Consider the following 16,129-nt stretch of genomic DNA (forward strand, 5'->3'; position numbering starts at 1 on the left):
ATGTCGGCACCGCCGCGGGCAGCACCGCTTGAGGGCGTTCATGTGCTCGATTTGAGCTGGGTGATGGTCGGGCCGGCCAGCGGGCGCTACCTGGCCGATATGGGCGCGGATGTGATCAAGGTCGAGAGTTCGAAACGCATCGACCCGGTTCGCACGCTCGGTCCATTCAAGGACGGGAAGATGGGCCCTGAACGCTCGATCAGTTATCACAACCTCAACGCGGGTAAACGATGCGTGGCGATCGATATCCGCCGTCCCGAGGGGCGCGAGATTGTACTCCGACTCACTCGATGGGCGGATGTTGTACTCGAAAGCTTCACACCCGGCGTGCTGGAAACGCTTCAACTAGGGTATTCGGATCTGAAGCGGCGCAACGACCAGATCATCATGGCGTCCACGAGCTTGCTCGGACAGACGGGACCGTATGCGAAGGGCACCAGCGGGGTCGGCACGATGGGCGCCGCGATGTCGGGCGCGACATATCAGATCGGATGGCCCGATCGCGAGCCCACAGGGCCCTTTGGGCCATGGACCGACGCGGTGACGCCGAGGTTTATCGTCGCGAGCATCCTCGCGGCGCTCCACCGCCGATCACTCACCGGGCTGGGAAGCTATATCGACGTCGCGCAAGCTGAGGCGGGAATTCAGTTCATGATGCCCGCATATTACGAATACGCCGCGAACGCCACGATTCCGGAACGCTGCGGAGTCGCAGGATCGCCCCTGCAAATTCCGCAGGGCGTATATGGGTGCAGCGGGGAAGATCGATGGATCGCGATCGATGCTTCGGCGCCAACTCATTGGGACGCACTTCGCACTGTGATCGGCGGGGAACTGCGTGATGCGAAGTTCGACACGATCATCGGCCGGCTGCGCAATCGTGCCGAGTTGGACAAGGCGATCGCTGGCTGGACCCATGAACAGGGGGTGGAGGCGATCGAGCATCGCCTTCAGGCCGCGGGAGTGCCGGCTCATGTCGTGAGCGGGAGTGGCAACCTCGTGCGCGACGTCGATATTATCGAATCGGGATACCTCAACAAGATCAACGATCCGGTTTTCGGCGAAGCGGAAATCGAAGGGCCGCGGTTCTCACTGGATCGCACCAGCCTACCTGCGACTCGGCGGGGGCCGCGAATCGGAGAGCATACAAAGGAAGTGCTAGCGACCGTTTTAGGAATGTCGGAAACGGAGATCGCACAATTGGACGAGGCGGGACTGCTCGCCTAGGACGCAGATTATTTGGAGGAAAAAACTTGAGCGGTAACATCCTCGATCTCAAGAGACGCGTCGGACTGGTTACAGGCGCAGGACAAGGCGTAGGACGCGCGGTCGCGCTTCGCTTCGCGGAGAACAACGCGGGCGGCGTGGTCGTCAACGATTTTCGCCTCGAGCGCGCGCAGGCCGTTGCCGGCGAGGTGGAAAAGCTGGGCGTCAAAGCGCTCGCGGCGCAGTGCGACGTGACCAGTTTTGATTCGGTCACCGCGATGTTTGAAAAAGCGCGAGCAGCGTTCGGCAAAGTCGATATCCTGGTGAACAACGCGGGCAACGCTGGCGCCGATCCGAGCGCTGTCGCGCGCAAACCGTTCTGGGAGCAGGAGCCTAAAGACTGGGAGCCGTTCCTCGGCACCAATCTTTTCGGTGTGCTGAACTGCGTGCGGGTGGCGGGACCCGCGATGATCGCGAACAAGTATGGCAAGATCGTGACCGTGATCTCCGATGCGGGTCGGGTGGGCGAGCCCAATCTGGAGATCTACTCGGGAGCCAAAGCTGGCGCCGCCGGTTTCATGCGAGCGGTTGCGAAGGACCTCGGCCGCGCGGGAATCACCGCCAACTGTGTCGCACTCGGTGCGACGCGCACGCCGGCCATCGAGCGCGCCACTTCAGATCCCGAAGCGGTGAAGCGAATGCTGAAGGTTTACCAGATTAAGCGCCTTGGCGAGCCGGAGGATGCGGCCAATATGATCCTGTTTCTGAGTTCCGATGCGTCGAGCTGGATCACCGGACAAACTATTCCGGTCAACGGCGGTTATTCGTTTGCGATGTAGTCGAGGGAGAGCGGCATGAAATACGAAACGATAATCCTCGAGCGCAAGGAAGGAATCGGATACCTTAGGCTGAATCGTCCCGATCGCGCGAACACGATCAGCTTCCAGCTCATGCGAGAAGTGGTCAGTGCGATGGCGGAAGTGGAAGCGGACCCCGAGTACCGCGTTGTCATTCTCACCGGCGCCGGCAAACACTTCTGTGGCGGCGCCGATCTGCGGGACTTCGCTGAGCGCGCTCGCGAGCGTGCGGCGAGCGGCACCGAGCGTCGAGGCAGCGGAGACTTTGTGACACCGCAGCGCGATCTCTTCAGCGCGCTCGAAGAATCGCGCGTGCCGGTTATCGCCGCGATCAACGGCGCCGCGATGGGTGGCGGGTGCGAAATCGCGCTGGCGTGCGACGTCAGGGTCATTTCAGATACTGCTACTATCGGCCTCCCGGAAATTCGGTTTGGCGCTCTGCCTGCCGGCGGCGGAACGCAACGGCTTCCGCGCCTGGTCGGCGCCGGCGTTGCCAAAGAGATGATTTTCAGCGGACTTCCGTGGACCGCGCAAGAAGCGTTTCGAGTGGGGCTGGTTAATCGCGTCGCTCCGGCAGCGGAGTTGATCAACGAGTGCGAGAAGATGGCGGGCGTTTATGTCGAGCGGGCTGCCTATGCACTCAAAGCCGCAAAACAGTTGGTCAATCGCGGTGTAGAACTACCGCTGAAAGACGCTATCGCCCTTGAGCGCAAGATGATCGCCGAGATGGCAACGCCGGAGGAGCGCAGAAAAGCGCAGGAACAGGCGGCGGCTACACAAAAGACCTACGCGCGCATTTTCAGCGATCGTTCGTAACCCCGCGATCACTCCGGCAGATTCAGCTGCTTTGCGAGGCGACGGAGTTCCTCCTTGCGCCCCGGAAGCGGCGCCGGCGCTTGCAGCATCTTGGATTTTTTCAACTCCTCGACGACTTTAGGATCACGCGGGAACGGATTTCCGTACTTGCCCAGGAAGTACTGCTCCTCGAACGGAGGCCGCGGCCGCTGCCCACCAGCTTCGCGGGACTCCAGCGAGTAGCCGATGTTGAGCTGGTAGAGCGGGAACCAATCTGCGGGCGGCTTGGTGATCGCGCCGATGATCGGTGCGGCGAACGCGGTAAGACACGCACCGAGCCCTTGTTCGAACGCCATCAGCAGACTCTGGCAAGCCGCAACGCCGCAATCGAAAGCGGCCATGGTCGGATAGTGCGGCGATTCGGTCATCGGCTTCAGGATCATCGGATACACGACCTCATCGACGAACTTGATACTCCAGCCATGGGTCGAAGCGACGATGTTTGCGTCGACTAACTGCCTGAGGCGGGCGCCCTTGACCCGATTCACGACACCGAGGTCGGCATAGAAGTAGATATGCACCGGGGCGAGTTCAATGACGACCGCCTGCACCGGGTTCTTCAGCTTCTCGAGTTCGGCCTTCGGGATGTCGTCGCGCTTGACGACGATTGCGCGGAGCCAATGCGCATTGACGGCGCATGAAGCGATCAGGCAAGCCTCCAGAATTTTCTGAATCTTGTCTTGTTCGACCGGTCGCTTGGGATCGAAGAAGCGAATTGAACGTCGCGTGCCGATTAATTCCTGAAATTCCATTGTCCCTCCTCGGGTCGCGGAAGTTATACCGCCGTTGCGCCGCCTCGATAGCGGCTGGTTCACGCCGACGTGCGTGCTCGTTCGACCTTGATCCCCGCCTGCTCGCGATCCCACGCCCCAGCCACGCCCCGCGCTTTCAGGGCTGCATACTGGATGCGGTGAGTGCCGGTCTTTGGAAGCTCGTCGATAAATTCGATGAAACGCGGGACCGCGTAGTAGGCCATCCGGTCGCGGCAAAACTCGACAAGATCTTCGGGGCGAAGTTTCGCATTGGGCGCCAGCACGACCGCGATTTTGACTTCATCCTCCCCCAGTTCCGACGGCACCGCATAGGCCGCCGACTCCAACACGGCGGGATGCTGGTTGACCACGGTCTCGATCTCCCAGGCGGAGATGTTCTCGCCGCGGCGCCGGATCGACGCCTTCTTGCGTCCGCAGAAATAGTAGAAGCCGTCCTCGTCGGTCCTGGCGAGATCACCCGAATGAAACCATCCATTGCGGTACGCCTCCGCAGTCGCATCGGGCAGCTTGTGATAGTGGCTGAGCTGCCCCTTGGGATGACGGAAGACGAGTTCGCCGACCTTGCCCGCCGGGAGCGGATTGTCGTTGTCGTCAACCACGCGGAACTCTACCTCGCCGACCGGCTTACCCATCGAGCCGATGCGGTCAACGTCGTTCATAAGGAACCCGGGCGAATCGACCATCCCATAAACTTCGATGATCTTTACGCCGAAACGATCCTCGAATTCCTTCCACACCGACGGCGGACATGCCGCCGAGAGCACCACACGTACTTCGTGCTTGCGATCGTCGGCCCGCGGTGGCTGCTTGAGCAGAATCGGAATCATGCCGCCCAGGGTGTTGAACTCGACGGCGTGGTACTTGCGGCATTCGTCCCAGAATCGCGACGCGCTGAAGCGCTCGGCGATCGCGAATTTGGTGTCGAGAAGCATTGAGCCGAATCCCGAGATCATCAGCGCGTTCCCGTGAAACAGCGGGAGCGCCGTGTAGATGGTCTCGCCGGGATGCAGCTTGAGGGCGCCCAGCACCGCACCGAGCGCGGTGCTATCCCCACCGCTGGCGATGACTCCTTTCGGAGGCCCGGTGGTGCCCGAGGTGTACATCATGTTTGCGCCGCCGGCGCCTGAACCCACATCGACGTTCGGTTCCCGATCGGGATGGGCCATCAGGGCATCCAAAGTCGCATTCACTCCCTTGCTCGTCTTGCCGTCGGCTACCACCATAGCCTTCAGGCTCGGGAGCGAGTCCCTTACCGCCATCACCGAATCGCGCAGCAGCTCTTCGAAGATCACCGCCGCGGAGTCGGAATCCGCGAGCACGTGATGCAATGTCACGCCGCGCTGCGAGGTGTTGACGGGAACACTCACCGCACCGATAAAACCGATCGCGAAGTGTATCCACAAAAATTCGGGACGATTGCCCATCATGATCGCGACGCGGTCGCCGGGCGCGATGCCGAGAGCAAGCAAGCCGTTGGCGGCGCGATGAATGTTACTCAACACTTGCTCCCACGAAAATTCCTGGTCTTTAAACTTGAGCCAGGTATCGTGTGGATGCTGCTTCACGCGCAGTCTGATCAGCTGCTCAATCGCTCCCTGTGCACGTGCCATCGGCGACCTCCATCGCGATCAATCACGGCTATGCGTGGGCGTGGCCATTGGACTCGGCGAGAATGTGCCGCGCGCCAGCCAGGCTCAGGACATCGTTGGTGCCGTCCTCGATTAGCGACGCGCGCGCGTCGCGGAACAGCTTCTCGATCGGGTATTCCTTGCTCAGCCCGTTGCCGCCGAAAATCTGAAGTGCGTCGCTGGCCACCTCGAAGGAGGCCTGGGTGCAGAAGGTCTTCGCAGCGATGGCATGTTGGAGCGAAGGCGCCCCTGACGAACTGTTATAAACGGTAACCGCACGCGAGAGGGCGCGGCAAGCCTCGACCTTAGTGAACATTTCGAACAGGCGCTTCTGCACCAGCTGATGCTCGCAGATGGGCTGCCCGCCCTGGATGCGTTCTTTTGAATAGTCGAGTGCGGCCTCATATGCGGCGCGGGCGAGCCCGGTAAATGCGGTGGACATGCCGCCGTTGGCCCCGGTCAGCGTCGCCATCGTGTGCTGCTCATAGGAATCGGAGTTCACCACCATGTAGTGGCGCGGGATGCGCACGTTGTCGAAAAAGATCTCACCCTGGTTGAGCGCGCGCTGCCCCAGTTTGTTGAGCGGCTTGCCCTTCGACACTCCCGGCAGGTTGAGTGGAACCACTGCGACCCCGCCGCCGGACATTCCTATCGGTGCATGAGGCGATTTGGATTCGATTCTTAGATATAGTGCCGCGTGAGTTGCGATGGTGCCGTTGGAAACCCACGACGACTTCTGGCCCTTGATGACGTAGGAGTCGCCGTCAACGCGAGCGACGACTTCGGCCTTCACCTTCGGATCGTGATACTCGGGCGTGCCCACCATAATGTGATCAGAGCCATGGTTGGGCTCGGTGATAGCCCAGCATCCTATGAAAGCGGCTTCGCGGTCCTCGACGTAGGGCTTCACGAAGGTTTCGTAAAGATCGGGATTGCCGCTGCTGGCGGCGACCATGGCCGGGAAACCCGCAACTCCGATAGCTATCGACAGGTCAACCGATCCCCACGCCAGTTCCTCATGGAGGATGTGACTGGCGAGCGGATCGAGTCCCAGCCCACCCATCGCGACCGGGACTCCCGCAACGTGATAACCAAGGCTGTAGGCCTGCTTCAAAACCCGTCTCAGCGGAGAATCCGGCGCGATGACGTCCTTGGGATCGGCCATGCGATCCAGTTCGATCGCAGCCGGACGCATCACTTCCTTCGCGAAGCGATGAGCGCTGGCGCGCAGCGACTCGTACTCTTTCGGGACCCCAATGTAGAGTTCACGGTAAGTGTCCATCGGCCTGATTTCTCCTCGCTCTGCGGCTCGAGAGAGTTCGCGATCGACAGATAATCGATATTTTAACTTCCGACAATGAAGCATCGAACGTGCCACGCGCGCGCGCACCGAAGTTCGCGCAAACGCCTAAGATGCTTAATCGAGCAACGCAATCTTGCAGATGCGGCTTTGGGATGGAGCGAAAAGAAGCACACTATGGGTGCTTTCGATACAAGCCTGTCGAACGATCAATGCGATTTCCCGATGACAACCAATTCTATCGGTCAGCCTGGGTTCTCCGGACGCTTAAACAAACCGACGTAGCGGGCGACGATCAGATACTTCTTGAATAATCGGTTGGTCTGTTCTTCGTGCGGGCTGATCGTGGTCCGGTCTTCGGGGTCGAAGAAGCAAGTGGGATCTTCGCCCATATAGTCGCCGTTGTGGTAGTACGCCATCGCACGGCATCCGCCACAGGTGAACTGATACCGGCAATCGCCGCATTTGCCCTTGAGCTTGCCGCGATCGAGCACGTCGGCAAACAGTTTGCTGGACGCGACCAGCTCGTCCAGCGGTTTTTCGCGCACGTTGCCGGCCTTGAGCACATCGAGCAGGACCGGACAGACCGAAACATCACCCTCCGCGTTGAGCGCCAGCCAGGTCCCGACCCAGCATCCAATCGGCGGATTCTGCGGCACGTTGCCGTTGGCGGCTCCGCCGGAAACTTGGGCGTGCAACTCCGGCGAGAGGAAAAACGGGGTGTAACTCACGTAGCCATTGACGCTCCCGCGCAACTCGGGATGGAAGTGAGCTTCGAGATCGTTGCGATCGAACGCGAGCTTTTTGAACAAATCGCAACCCGAGCCGCGCGCCACATAAGGCGAGCGATTGTACGAAATTCGCCGATCAGTCAGGTACTTGATGGTCCTGGCGAAGGTTTCGGTATTATCCTTGGAGATGGTGACGATGACGTGGCGGTCAATCTTGAGTTCGTCGCACAGGGCGAGCACCTCGAGAGTGCGATCGGGTTTGGCGTCGCGGCTCCATTCGTTGTGCTCATCAATCGAGTTCAGCCCCACGGATATAGTTACTTTGCCGTTGGTAGCTTCTTTGATTTCCTGCAGTTTGGTCCGATCGAGCGCCTCGCCGTTGCTGCAAACCTTACATTGATAACCAAGCTCCACGGTGAGCCGGAGAAGGTCCATTGAATCTCTTCGCAACAGGAACTCGCCACCGCTCCATCCGATAACTAGAACCCCGAGGCGCTTGGCTGGAAGCAGTACCAGTTCGCGAATCTCATCGAAGTTGAGCTCGCTTCGACGTTTGTCCCGTACATTGCGCGCATCGTTGCTGCCCGTCATGCACAGTGGGCACTTTAAGTTGCATAGACGAGTAGCCTCGAAGTATAGCGCCGGAAAGTTATAGCCCATGCCGCACCCCTCCCCCAGCCGAAACGGCTTACGCAGGCGGCAGCAATTGTTGTTCCGATTCCCAGATCGATCCGCAAAACTAGAGGAATATTGTCCTTTTTCGGGTGCCCCCAAGTTTGCTCATCCGAAAACTGGGCGATTTCGATGCAGGACTGTTTCGATCGGAACCAGCCCTAAGGGTTGGAGCAAGGTCTTGCGCCATCGGCCTGCATTCCGCATGAACAACTCGCGCTGATGCAAGCGGAAGGGAGCACGCACCCAGAATTCGATCCGATCAGGCACCACACGGAGTCCGAGCCAGTAATTCGGCCGTACAGGCTCCTTGCCCTTCAATTCCCGCCGGAGCTGGGCGACGCGCGCGACCAACTGTTCGCGATTTTTCAGCCGGTGACTCTGGTGGGAGGCACTGGCCGAAAATCTGCTGTCTATCGGCCGAGTAGCCCAATACTCGTCCGCCTCATTCGCAGTCATCCGCTCGACTGAACCATCGATCCTGACCTGGCGCCCCCTCCTCGGCCAGTAAAACGCCAGCGCGGCGCGGGGATTTTGCGCCATTTGCCGGCCCTTTAGACTGCGTATGTCTGTATAGAAGGAAAACCCTCGCTCATCGGCTTGCTTGAGCAGGACGTAGCGCACGCTGGGAATGCCGTCGATTCCGCAGGTGGCCAGCGCCATCGTCTCCGGAGAGTTAGTGCCGGCACCCACTTCCTGACGAAACCATCGAGTAAATCGTGCGATGGGATCATCTGCCTTCATATTTTGGAAAGCATGCCAGATGCCAAGGGATGACTACCGGATGGCGGACATTCCGATCAGGGCACGGCCGATGATTAGGTTCTGAATCTGCGTCGTGCCGTCAGGTATCGTGAGCATCCGCGCGTCGCGCAGGCACCGCTCGACTCTGCTCTCGACCGCAAGCCCGATCGCGCCCATCGCCTGAATCGCCTTGGACGCCACCCGCACGCCCATCTCGGTCGCATACGCCTTAGCCATCGATACCTCCGCGTCCCTTCGCGATGTCCGCGAGAACTGCATCGCCCGATAGCAGAGCAAGCGGCCGGCATCGATATCGGTCGCCATCTCGGCGATCATTTCCTGGACCAGTTGGAAGCGGCCGATCTCCTTGCCGAATTGTTTGCGGACCTTTACGTACGCGAGCGCAATCTCGAACGCCCGCTGCGCGATACCCACTGAAATCAGCGCGGTTCCGACCCGCGCCGCGGAAATCATCTGCAGCACCTGTGGAAACGACTTCGCAGGATCGGTCACTTCGCCCGACTCGGCCCAACCGTCGAGCCGATGAGTTGCGGGAATTGCGACGTCGTCGAAAAACAGCTCGGAGGTCGGGAACGCCTTGAGCCCGATGGTCTCGATGTCGCGGCTCTTGAACGGAGACTCGCGGCGGTCAACCACGAATTGGCGCACTCCCGCGGGTCCCAGCTTTGGATCAGTCTGCGCGACCAACACCACCACGTCGGCAATATGGCCGTTGCTGATCCAGCACTTGGTGCCGTTGATCACATAGCCGTCGCCCTTGCGCTCCGCGCGGCATTGGATCGATGAGGGATCGGATCCCACATTGGGTTCGCTGATGGCGTTGGCGCCAATCAGATCGCCCGCCAGCAGCGGTGGCGCGAGGCGCTTCGCCACTTCGGGATGCGCGCGCCGGGAGATCGACCATCCCGCTCCCGCGGTCATGCCGACGATTCCGGCCGCACTGGGAAAGATGCGGGCCAACTCCTCTGTCATGATGCAGCTGATGAATGGGTCGTCGCTGCGTCCATCGAGATAGCCCCACGGCACCAGCATTTTCGTCAACTGGCGCGCGCGCTCCGGAAGCATCTCCTCGTCGCCCCATTTTTCATCGAGCGGGCGCAGTTCGGATTCGAGAAACTTCCGCAGGCTGTCGCGAAAGATGCGATGCTCTTCATCTAGCTCGAAATCCATAACTCAACCCCCGTGGCGGAGCGATTCCCACAACTATCTGCCGATGGCGCCGGTTTGCAAAGGTCCGCGGATGGATGAGACAAAACGATATGAGACAACTAATTGATCTGCGTGGAAGGCGCGCGCTGGTAACCGGCGGCGGGCGCGGGATTGGCCGCTCGATGGCACTTGCGCTTGCAGACGCGGGCGCCAACGTAGCGGTCGCCTCGCGCTCGCAAGGCGAGCTGGACGCGGTCGCAAAAGAGATCGAGGAGCGCGGGCAGCGCGGCTTCGCGGTCATAATCGACGTGATGAGCCGCGAGCAGATTACCGCCGGCGTCGACGAGGCTGCCCGCAAACTCGGCGGTCTCGACATTCTGATCAACAACGCGGGCGGCGTGATCGCGGAGAACCCGGCTCATCTCGATCCGCTCAATCATGACCCGCGCGCGTTCGAGGACAACCTGTTCATGAACCTGACCCAGGCATTCTATGCAACTCACGCCGCGCTCCCCTACATGATCAAACAGAAGTGGGGCCGCATCATCAGTATCGGTTCCGGCTATGCGAAAAACGGCGGCGGCCCGCTCGCCTATTCCGCCGCGAAGCACGGCCTCATCGGTTTCACTCGCTCGCTTGCCTACGCCGCCGCGCCGCACGGCATCAATGTGAACGTGTTATGTCCCGGATGGACCAACACGAGGTTGGTGGACTGGAACGTGCTGGGCGCGATGATGGGGGTGAGTGCGGCCGACGCCAAACGATTCGCCGAGAGCCAGAACATCCAGAAGCGAATCGTCGAACCCGATGAATTGGGCGCGATGGCGGCGATGCTCGCATCCGACGCCGCAAGCGCGGTGACCGGACAGGTCATCAGCGTTGACGGCGGATTCATGATTTAGCGCGGTTGGATCGCCCCGCTCTATTCGAGACGATCGATCACCTTTCCGAAGCCGAGCGTCATGTCGCTAAGCATGTAGCTCGCCTGAATCACGCGCTTGACCGGGAGCCGATCCCACGGGTCGAGCCGCGAGCTCTCCGCGAAAGCGATCGAGCCGACGCCGGTCCACGCCTCGATTACCTTGACCTCGGCGAGCGTCTCGATGAGCTCGGCGCATGACGGACGCCCGTTCTCTTCGGCCGAAGGAATCAGGCGCAGGCTGACGGGAGGAGGCGCGGCGGAGTGCCCGTTAGCGGCCGGCCGTTCCGGGCGAACGATCGCGCCGGCAAGGCGGATCCCCGCCGGACGTTCGAGCGTGCCATAGATCATGTCGCGATCGTTCTTGAATTCAATTTGCGCGAGCTTCTTCGGGAAACCCCAGATTTCGCGCCCGGCAAGCATCGGCGGCTCGGTCGTCACCGCGATGTGCATGATGTAGTTCATCCGGCGGCCCTTGTGCTCGACCAGGAGCGAAAGGATCGCTTCGTTGTAAGGACCGAACGTGGTCCACGGATATTCGTAGAACGAAAGGATGGCGGTGGCCGCCTCGCTCAGCGCCAGCGGCGCCGGCAGCGCTTCCAACGCGGCTTCGAGATCAGTTTCGAACGCAACTGTGATCGAGCGTGTGTTGCGGTAGTAGAACGGCGGGCGCTGATACGCGGAGGTGTCCGCCGGCATCGAGTATCCTGCATTCCCGAGGTTGAGACGTCCGTGTTTGCGCATACTGTGATCCTCCTGGGGCGGGATTTCCATATTTGTGGCACTCGCACGAATATTGAACAAGCGCGTAGGTACCGGAATTCGGTACGATTAATGCGTAAATAATTTCCGGTCCATTCACATCAACAGGAGGTATGACCTATATGGATACCTTGGCCGCACTCGGCGCTATCGCTACAATCGGCGTCGCCTACGTTTTGCTACCCGTCGGGCTGAGCGTCTTCGCGGAATTCAGCAAGCCCAACGAGGTAATCTGCCCCGAAAACGGCGAGCCTGCTCACGTCGCGGTGGACGCCACCTACGCTGCGATTACGTCGGCGGTCGGGATGAACCGACTCCGCCTGGACGGATGCTCTCGATGGCCGGAACGCGGTGCCTGCAATCGGGGCTGCTTGAGCCAATTTGCGCATTAGCGTAGGCCGCCCGGCTTTCATAGTCAGAGCCGAGAACAGAGCTACGCGATGTCTCCGATGGCTCAGATGTAGCGGACTGCGCTATTAGCGAGCAGCATCGCTGAAGGAACCGCCGCGACTCGCTCATTTGACGGTTGCTGCCGTTGGGGATAGTTTTCCGCTCGCTGGGTGCGTCTGCCGCACAATTTCCCGAATCCTTACGGAGGTAACCACCTTCATGGATATAAGCAAAGATAAACTGCTCGATATGTACCGCACGATGCAGAAGATCCGGCATTTCGAGTCCAAGGCGCGCGACCTGGCGATGGCCGCCGAGATTCCCGGTTTCGTCCACGTTTCGATCGGCGAAGAAGCTTCCGCCACCGGCGTCTGCGCCGCGCTGCGCAAGACCGATCGCATCACGTCAACCCATCGCGGGCATGGACACCTGATCGCCAAGGGCGGACGCCTCGATCGCATGATGGCGGAGATTTTCGGCAAGCGCACCGGCTACTGCAAAGGCAAGGGCGGCTCGATGCATATCGTCGACTACTCGCTCGGCATCCTGGGCGCAAACGGCATCGTCGGCGCAGGACTGCCTATCGCCACGGGCTCCGCGCTGGGCGCAGTGATCGCGGGTAAAGACGATGTCACCGTGGCGTTCTTCGGCGACGGCGCCTCCAACGAGGGCACCTTCCACGAGTCACTGAACCTTGCGGCAGTGTGGAAGTTGCCGGTCGTCTTCGTATGTGAGAACAACGGCTTCGGCGAGTTCACTCCGATGGCGACCGTGACCTCGGTCAAGGACATCGCCGTGCGCGCGAAAGCCTACGACATTCCCGGCCATATCGTCGATGGCAACGACGTCCTCGAAGTCTTTCGCTACACCAGCGAGGCCGTCGCCCGTGCCCGCGCAGGCGAAGGTCCCACCCTGCTCGAATGCAAGACCTATCGATGGGAGGGGCACGTCGTCGGCGAACAGGCCTTTCTTGGCGATGGCGCGTATCGCGAGAAATCCGAAGTCGAGGAATGGAAGCGTAAGTGCCCGCTGATTCGATTCGAGAAGTGGTGTGCCGAGAGCGGCAAGATAAGCTCGGCCGAACTCAAGAAGATCGTTGCCGACACCGAAAAGGAACTCGCCGACGCGGTCGAATTCGCACGCTCGAGCGAACTGCCGGCGGCGTCCGAGGTTACCTACGACGTTTACGCCTGAGCGCCCGCCGCGCGGAGGTATCGTCATGCCGCAAACTAATTTTATCCAGGCAATAAACCAGGCCATCGCCGAAGAAATGGAACGCGATCCTCTGACCTTCCTGATGGGCGAGGACGTTGTGCTCGGCGCGTTCGGCGCCACCAAGGGCCTTGTCGACAAGTTCGGCGCCAAGCGCGTGCGCAACACCCCGATTTCGGAGGCCGGCTTCGTTGGCGCGGCGGTCGGCGCCGCGATGGCGGGAACGCGGCCGATTTGCGAAGTCGAATTCGCCAGCTTCTTCTATTGCGCCTTCGACCAGGTTTGCAATCAGGCCGCCAAGCTCCGCTACATGTCGGGCGGACAGGCCACCATGCCGATAACGTTTCGTGCCGTGTTCGGCGCGATGGGCGGCGCGGCCGCGCAGCATTCCGAGACCGTGTACGCCCAGTTTCTGAGCGTCCCGGGCCTCAAGCTGGTTGTCCCTTCAGGGCCGTCCGACATGAAAGGCCTGCTCAAGACCTCCATCCGCGACAACAATCCCGTGATTGTTTTCGAACATGGCGCGCTCGGCCGCCTCAAGGAGGACATCCCCGCCGGCGAGCACCTGGTGCCGCTCGGCAAGGCCGCCGTCAAGCGGCCCGGCGAGAACGTTACGCTGGTGGCGATCGGCGCGATGGTGCCGAAGGCGATGAGCGTCGCGGCCAGGCTCGAGCAGGAAAAAATCTCGGTTGAAGTGATCGATCCGCGCACGCTGGTTCCGCTCGACGAAGATACGATCCTCGCTTCAGTCGAGAAAACCAATCGCATCGTGATCGCCGACGAAGGCCATCTGCGCGGCGGCGCCGCCGCGGATCTCGCCGCGATTGTAGCCGACAAGGGCTTCGACTTTCTCGACGCGCCGATCCGCCGTGTTACGTCGCTCGACGTGCCGATTCCGTTCAGTCCGCCACTCGAAAAGGCGGCCATCGCGGACGAGGCGCGCATCGAAGCCGCGATTCGCGATGTGGTCGGACGATAGCCAGGACCGGCAGTTGCGGAACTGACTGTGGCAGTTGAAGTTACGATGCCCAAGTTCGGGCTGACGATGCACGAAGGAACGATTCAGCGTTTCTTCAAGGCCGCGGGCGAGCGCGTAAACGCGGGCGAGCCGCTCTACGAGGTCGAGACCGAGAAAGTTCTCTACGAGGTCGAAGCGCCCGCGTCGGGTATGCTCGCGACCACGCTGTTCGACGAAGGCGCGACGGTTGAATGCGGCGTGGCGGTGGCCGTGATCGCCGAAGTGGGCGAGGATGTCGCGGCAATCGCGGCGCGCTACGAAAAGTCCACGGCGCAAACGCTCAATCACGGTTCACCTTTAACGTCGCCGCCAAGCAATCCCAGCGCTACGGTCGCCAACGCGGGTGTGCGGCGCACCGCCAGCCCGATAGCACGCAAGCTCGCGTCTGAACTCGGCGTCAATCTCGACAAAGTCGAAGGCACTGGCCCGGGTGGACGGATCACTCGCGAAGACGTCGCGCGCGCCGCGAAATCCTCGACGAAGGCGAAGTCGCCATTGCCGGCTACTGCGCCCTCCGCCGAACGCGTCGCGTTTCGTGGCGTGCGCAAGGTGATCGCGGAGCGGATGCATCAGAGCCTGCACGCGAGCGCGCAGATCACCATCACCGCCGAAGCTGACGTGACACCGGCGACCGAGTTTCGCGCCCGCATGACCCGCGAATTTGATTTTTCTTACACCGACATGATGATTTATTCGGTCGCTCGAGCCCTAATGCGCCATACTCGAATGAATGCGCGCCTCAATGAAAACGGCGCGGAGATCGCCCTCAATGCAAGCGCAAACGTCGGAATCGCCGTCGCGCTCGATGAGGGCCTGATAGTTCCGGTCGTGCAGCGTGCCGAGAGCAAGTCGCTTCAGGAGATCGCGATCGAAAGCCGCGCACTCGGCGAAAAGGCGCGCTCCGGCAATCTCAAGCTCGAAGACGTACACGGAGGCACTTTTACGATAACCAACCTCGGTATGTTCGGCGTCGACGCGTTCACGCCGATTCTGAACCCTGGCGAGACCGGAATCTTAGGCGTCGGGCGAATCGTCGAGAAGCCCGCCGTTTTCAACGGCGCGATTGCAAAGCGCGCAATGATCTGGCTCAGCCTGACGTTTGACCATCGAGTGGTTGATGGCGCGCCCGCAGCAGAGTTCCTGCAAAGCGTGATCGAATTCGTCAACCACTGCGCACGCGGCGGCTAGCGAGTTCCGGCCGTGGTTCCAGAGACCGGCTGGTCGGGGACCACGACGATTTTGCCGATCATGCCGTTGATTACATGGAACCGGCAGATATACGCGTAGCTGCCGGGCGCATTGAACGTGAAACTGTAACTCTTATTAGGCGCCATGAGTCCCGATTCCGAAGATGCCGTGCCCTTCGGAAAGACCTCGCCAACGAACTCGACGCTGTGGGCGATGCCGCCAGTGTTTTTCCATTCCACTGTGTCGCCGACTCTTACCGTCACTGTTCTCGGCATGAACTCGCCCGGTGCGTCGCTGATGACGATCACCGCGGCAGGCTCCTCGCGACCGCTTGGCCCTGCCTCGGCAGGGCTGGTTCGGCACACGAAACCCGCTACCGCTATGGCCACCAGCGCAGCGGCCAGAACCCGATGCATATTAGGAGTCGTCCCAATCATCGTCGGCCTCCTCCGCGATAAAACTACAGAACTCGGGCTTAAGGATTCGGCTACTTCCCTGCCGCCAATTCCAACTCGGGCGCTCGCAAGGCCTTCGCTCGATGACGGGAGAGAATATTGTAGTAGGGATCGCGCAGCGCCGCGCTGACGCCCGCATTTTCGATGCATTCGCAAATCTGGCGAATCAATGCCTCGGTTGGGTCGGGCAGATCCTTGCCGGCCGCCTCGATGCAGGCGTTGATTGCGTTGATCGAGCCGGTGCCGCAG

17 protein-coding genes are annotated in these 16,129 nt (G+C 60.8%); 8 read left to right on the forward strand and 9 right to left on the reverse strand.

The genetic code is table 11. The annotated features are described in order from the left end of the window. From VJX68_RS05105 to VJX68_RS05115, 3 genes are read left to right on the forward strand one after another with little or no spacing between them, the layout of a single operon-like run. The gene (locus tag VJX68_RS05105) at positions 1-1,227 is read left to right on the forward strand and encodes a CaiB/BaiF CoA transferase family protein (RefSeq protein WP_324094581.1); all 1,227 of its coding nucleotides are present in this window, start codon (positions 1-3) and stop codon (positions 1,225-1,227) included. 26 nt (positions 1,228-1,253) lie between these two features. Next, complete coding sequence (locus tag VJX68_RS05110) at positions 1,254-2,045, forward strand: SDR family NAD(P)-dependent oxidoreductase (protein ID WP_324094582.1); 792 nt, start codon at positions 1,254-1,256, stop codon at positions 2,043-2,045. A 15-nt stretch (positions 2,046-2,060) separates the two neighbouring features. Continuing rightward, positions 2,061-2,879, forward strand: a complete 819-nt coding sequence (locus VJX68_RS05115) for an enoyl-CoA hydratase/isomerase family protein (protein ID WP_324094583.1) — start codon at positions 2,061-2,063, stop codon at positions 2,877-2,879. 8 nt (positions 2,880-2,887) lie between these two features. Here the strand turns inward: VJX68_RS05115 and VJX68_RS05120 are convergent, their stop codons facing one another. From VJX68_RS05120 to VJX68_RS05145, 6 genes are all read right to left on the reverse strand, one after another. Next, on the reverse strand, positions 2,888-3,670 hold the full coding sequence (locus VJX68_RS05120; protein WP_324094584.1) for a nitroreductase family protein: 783 nt from the start codon (positions 3,668-3,670) through the stop codon (positions 2,888-2,890). A gap of 59 nt (positions 3,671-3,729) precedes the next feature. Continuing rightward, positions 3,730-5,301, reverse strand: a complete 1,572-nt coding sequence (locus tag VJX68_RS05125) for an AMP-binding protein (protein WP_324094585.1) — start codon at positions 5,299-5,301, stop codon at positions 3,730-3,732. 28 nt (positions 5,302-5,329) lie between these two features. Then, positions 5,330-6,601 (reverse strand): acyl-CoA dehydrogenase family protein, encoded by a 1,272-nt coding sequence (locus VJX68_RS05130; protein WP_324094586.1) that lies wholly within the window; start codon positions 6,599-6,601, stop codon positions 5,330-5,332. A 263-nt stretch (positions 6,602-6,864) separates the two neighbouring features. After that, positions 6,865-8,010, reverse strand: coding sequence for a radical SAM/SPASM domain-containing protein (locus VJX68_RS05135; protein WP_324094587.1), 1,146 nt, complete (start codon positions 8,008-8,010; stop codon positions 6,865-6,867). A 120-nt stretch (positions 8,011-8,130) separates the two neighbouring features. After that, positions 8,131-8,766, reverse strand: coding sequence for a pyridoxamine 5'-phosphate oxidase (pdxH, locus tag VJX68_RS05140; RefSeq protein WP_324094588.1), 636 nt, complete (start codon positions 8,764-8,766; stop codon positions 8,131-8,133). A gap of 33 nt (positions 8,767-8,799) precedes the next feature. Then, positions 8,800-9,957, reverse strand: coding sequence for an acyl-CoA dehydrogenase family protein (locus VJX68_RS05145; RefSeq protein ID WP_324094589.1), 1,158 nt, complete (start codon positions 9,955-9,957; stop codon positions 8,800-8,802). An 89-nt stretch (positions 9,958-10,046) separates the two neighbouring features. Here VJX68_RS05145 and VJX68_RS05150 point away from each other — a divergent pair, with 89 nt between their 5' ends. Then, a complete protein-coding gene (locus tag VJX68_RS05150; RefSeq protein WP_324094590.1) occupies positions 10,047-10,838 on the forward strand; it encodes an SDR family NAD(P)-dependent oxidoreductase in 792 nt (263 codons plus the stop codon). 20 nt (positions 10,839-10,858) lie between these two features. Here the strand turns inward: VJX68_RS05150 and VJX68_RS05155 are convergent, their stop codons facing one another. Continuing rightward, entirely contained in the window at positions 10,859-11,599 is a 741-nt protein-coding gene (locus VJX68_RS05155) for an acetoacetate decarboxylase family protein (protein WP_324094591.1), read from the reverse strand. Positions 11,600-11,739: 140 nt separating this feature from the next. On the opposite strand from VJX68_RS05155, the gene VJX68_RS05160 reads away from it, so the two are divergent. The 4 genes from VJX68_RS05160 (at position 11,740) to VJX68_RS05175 (ending at position 15,425) form a co-directional block, all read left to right on the forward strand. Beyond that, the gene (locus tag VJX68_RS05160; protein ID WP_324094592.1) at positions 11,740-12,009 is read left to right on the forward strand and encodes a hypothetical protein; all 270 of its coding nucleotides are present in this window, start codon (positions 11,740-11,742) and stop codon (positions 12,007-12,009) included. A 217-nt stretch (positions 12,010-12,226) separates the two neighbouring features. Further along, positions 12,227-13,201, forward strand: a complete 975-nt coding sequence (locus VJX68_RS05165) for a thiamine pyrophosphate-dependent dehydrogenase E1 component subunit alpha (protein ID WP_324094593.1) — start codon at positions 12,227-12,229, stop codon at positions 13,199-13,201. Between the two features lie 25 nt (positions 13,202-13,226). Further along, complete coding sequence (locus tag VJX68_RS05170; RefSeq protein WP_324094594.1) at positions 13,227-14,198, forward strand: alpha-ketoacid dehydrogenase subunit beta; 972 nt, start codon at positions 13,227-13,229, stop codon at positions 14,196-14,198. 27 nt (positions 14,199-14,225) lie between these two features. After that, complete coding sequence (locus VJX68_RS05175; protein ID WP_324094595.1) at positions 14,226-15,425, forward strand: dihydrolipoamide acetyltransferase family protein; 1,200 nt, start codon at positions 14,226-14,228, stop codon at positions 15,423-15,425. On the opposite strand, the gene VJX68_RS05180 is transcribed toward VJX68_RS05175, so the two are convergent. Together VJX68_RS05180 and VJX68_RS05185 are read right to left on the reverse strand one after the other, a co-directional pair. Further along, on the reverse strand, positions 15,422-15,862 hold the full coding sequence (locus tag VJX68_RS05180; protein ID WP_324094596.1) for a cupredoxin domain-containing protein: 441 nt from the start codon (positions 15,860-15,862) through the stop codon (positions 15,422-15,424). The two genes, VJX68_RS05175 and VJX68_RS05180, sit on opposite strands and share 4 nt — an antisense overlap. A gap of 50 nt (positions 15,863-15,912) precedes the next feature. Continuing rightward, on the reverse strand, positions 15,913-16,129 hold a 217-nt coding region (locus tag VJX68_RS05185; RefSeq protein ID WP_324094597.1), incomplete at its 5' end, for a hypothetical protein.

It is taken from the genome of Binatus sp. (SeqCode), from assembly GCF_035272065.1.
Lineage (GTDB): Bacteria > Desulfobacterota > Binatia > Binatales > Binataceae > Binatus.

Coding starts and splice junctions, on each gene's coding strand:
- VJX68_RS05105 (WP_324094581.1), top strand. CDS start 1: ATGTCGGCACCGCCGCGGGCAGCACCGCTTGAGGGCGTTCATGTGCTC.
- VJX68_RS05115 (WP_324094583.1), top strand. CDS start 2,061: ATGAAATACGAAACGATAATCCTCGAGCGCAAGGAAGGAATCGGATAC.
- VJX68_RS05120 (WP_324094584.1), bottom strand. CDS start 3,670: ATGGAATTTCAGGAATTAATCGGCACGCGACGTTCAATTCGCTTCTTC.
- VJX68_RS05125 (WP_324094585.1), bottom strand. CDS start 5,301: ATGGCACGTGCACAGGGAGCGATTGAGCAGCTGATCAGACTGCGCGTG.
- VJX68_RS05130 (WP_324094586.1), bottom strand. CDS start 6,601: ATGGACACTTACCGTGAACTCTACATTGGGGTCCCGAAAGAGTACGAG.
- VJX68_RS05135 (WP_324094587.1), bottom strand. CDS start 8,010: ATGGGCTATAACTTTCCGGCGCTATACTTCGAGGCTACTCGTCTATGC.
- pdxH (WP_324094588.1), bottom strand. CDS start 8,766: ATGAAGGCAGATGATCCCATCGCACGATTTACTCGATGGTTTCGTCAG.
- VJX68_RS05145 (WP_324094589.1), bottom strand. CDS start 9,957: ATGGATTTCGAGCTAGATGAAGAGCATCGCATCTTTCGCGACAGCCTG.
- VJX68_RS05150 (WP_324094590.1), top strand. CDS start 10,047: ATGAGACAACTAATTGATCTGCGTGGAAGGCGCGCGCTGGTAACCGGC.
- VJX68_RS05155 (WP_324094591.1), bottom strand. CDS start 11,599: ATGCGCAAACACGGACGTCTCAACCTCGGGAATGCAGGATACTCGATG.
- VJX68_RS05160 (WP_324094592.1), top strand. CDS start 11,740: ATGGATACCTTGGCCGCACTCGGCGCTATCGCTACAATCGGCGTCGCC.
- VJX68_RS05165 (WP_324094593.1), top strand. CDS start 12,227: ATGGATATAAGCAAAGATAAACTGCTCGATATGTACCGCACGATGCAG.
- VJX68_RS05170 (WP_324094594.1), top strand. CDS start 13,227: ATGCCGCAAACTAATTTTATCCAGGCAATAAACCAGGCCATCGCCGAA.
- VJX68_RS05180 (WP_324094596.1), bottom strand. CDS start 15,862: ATGATTGGGACGACTCCTAATATGCATCGGGTTCTGGCCGCTGCGCTG.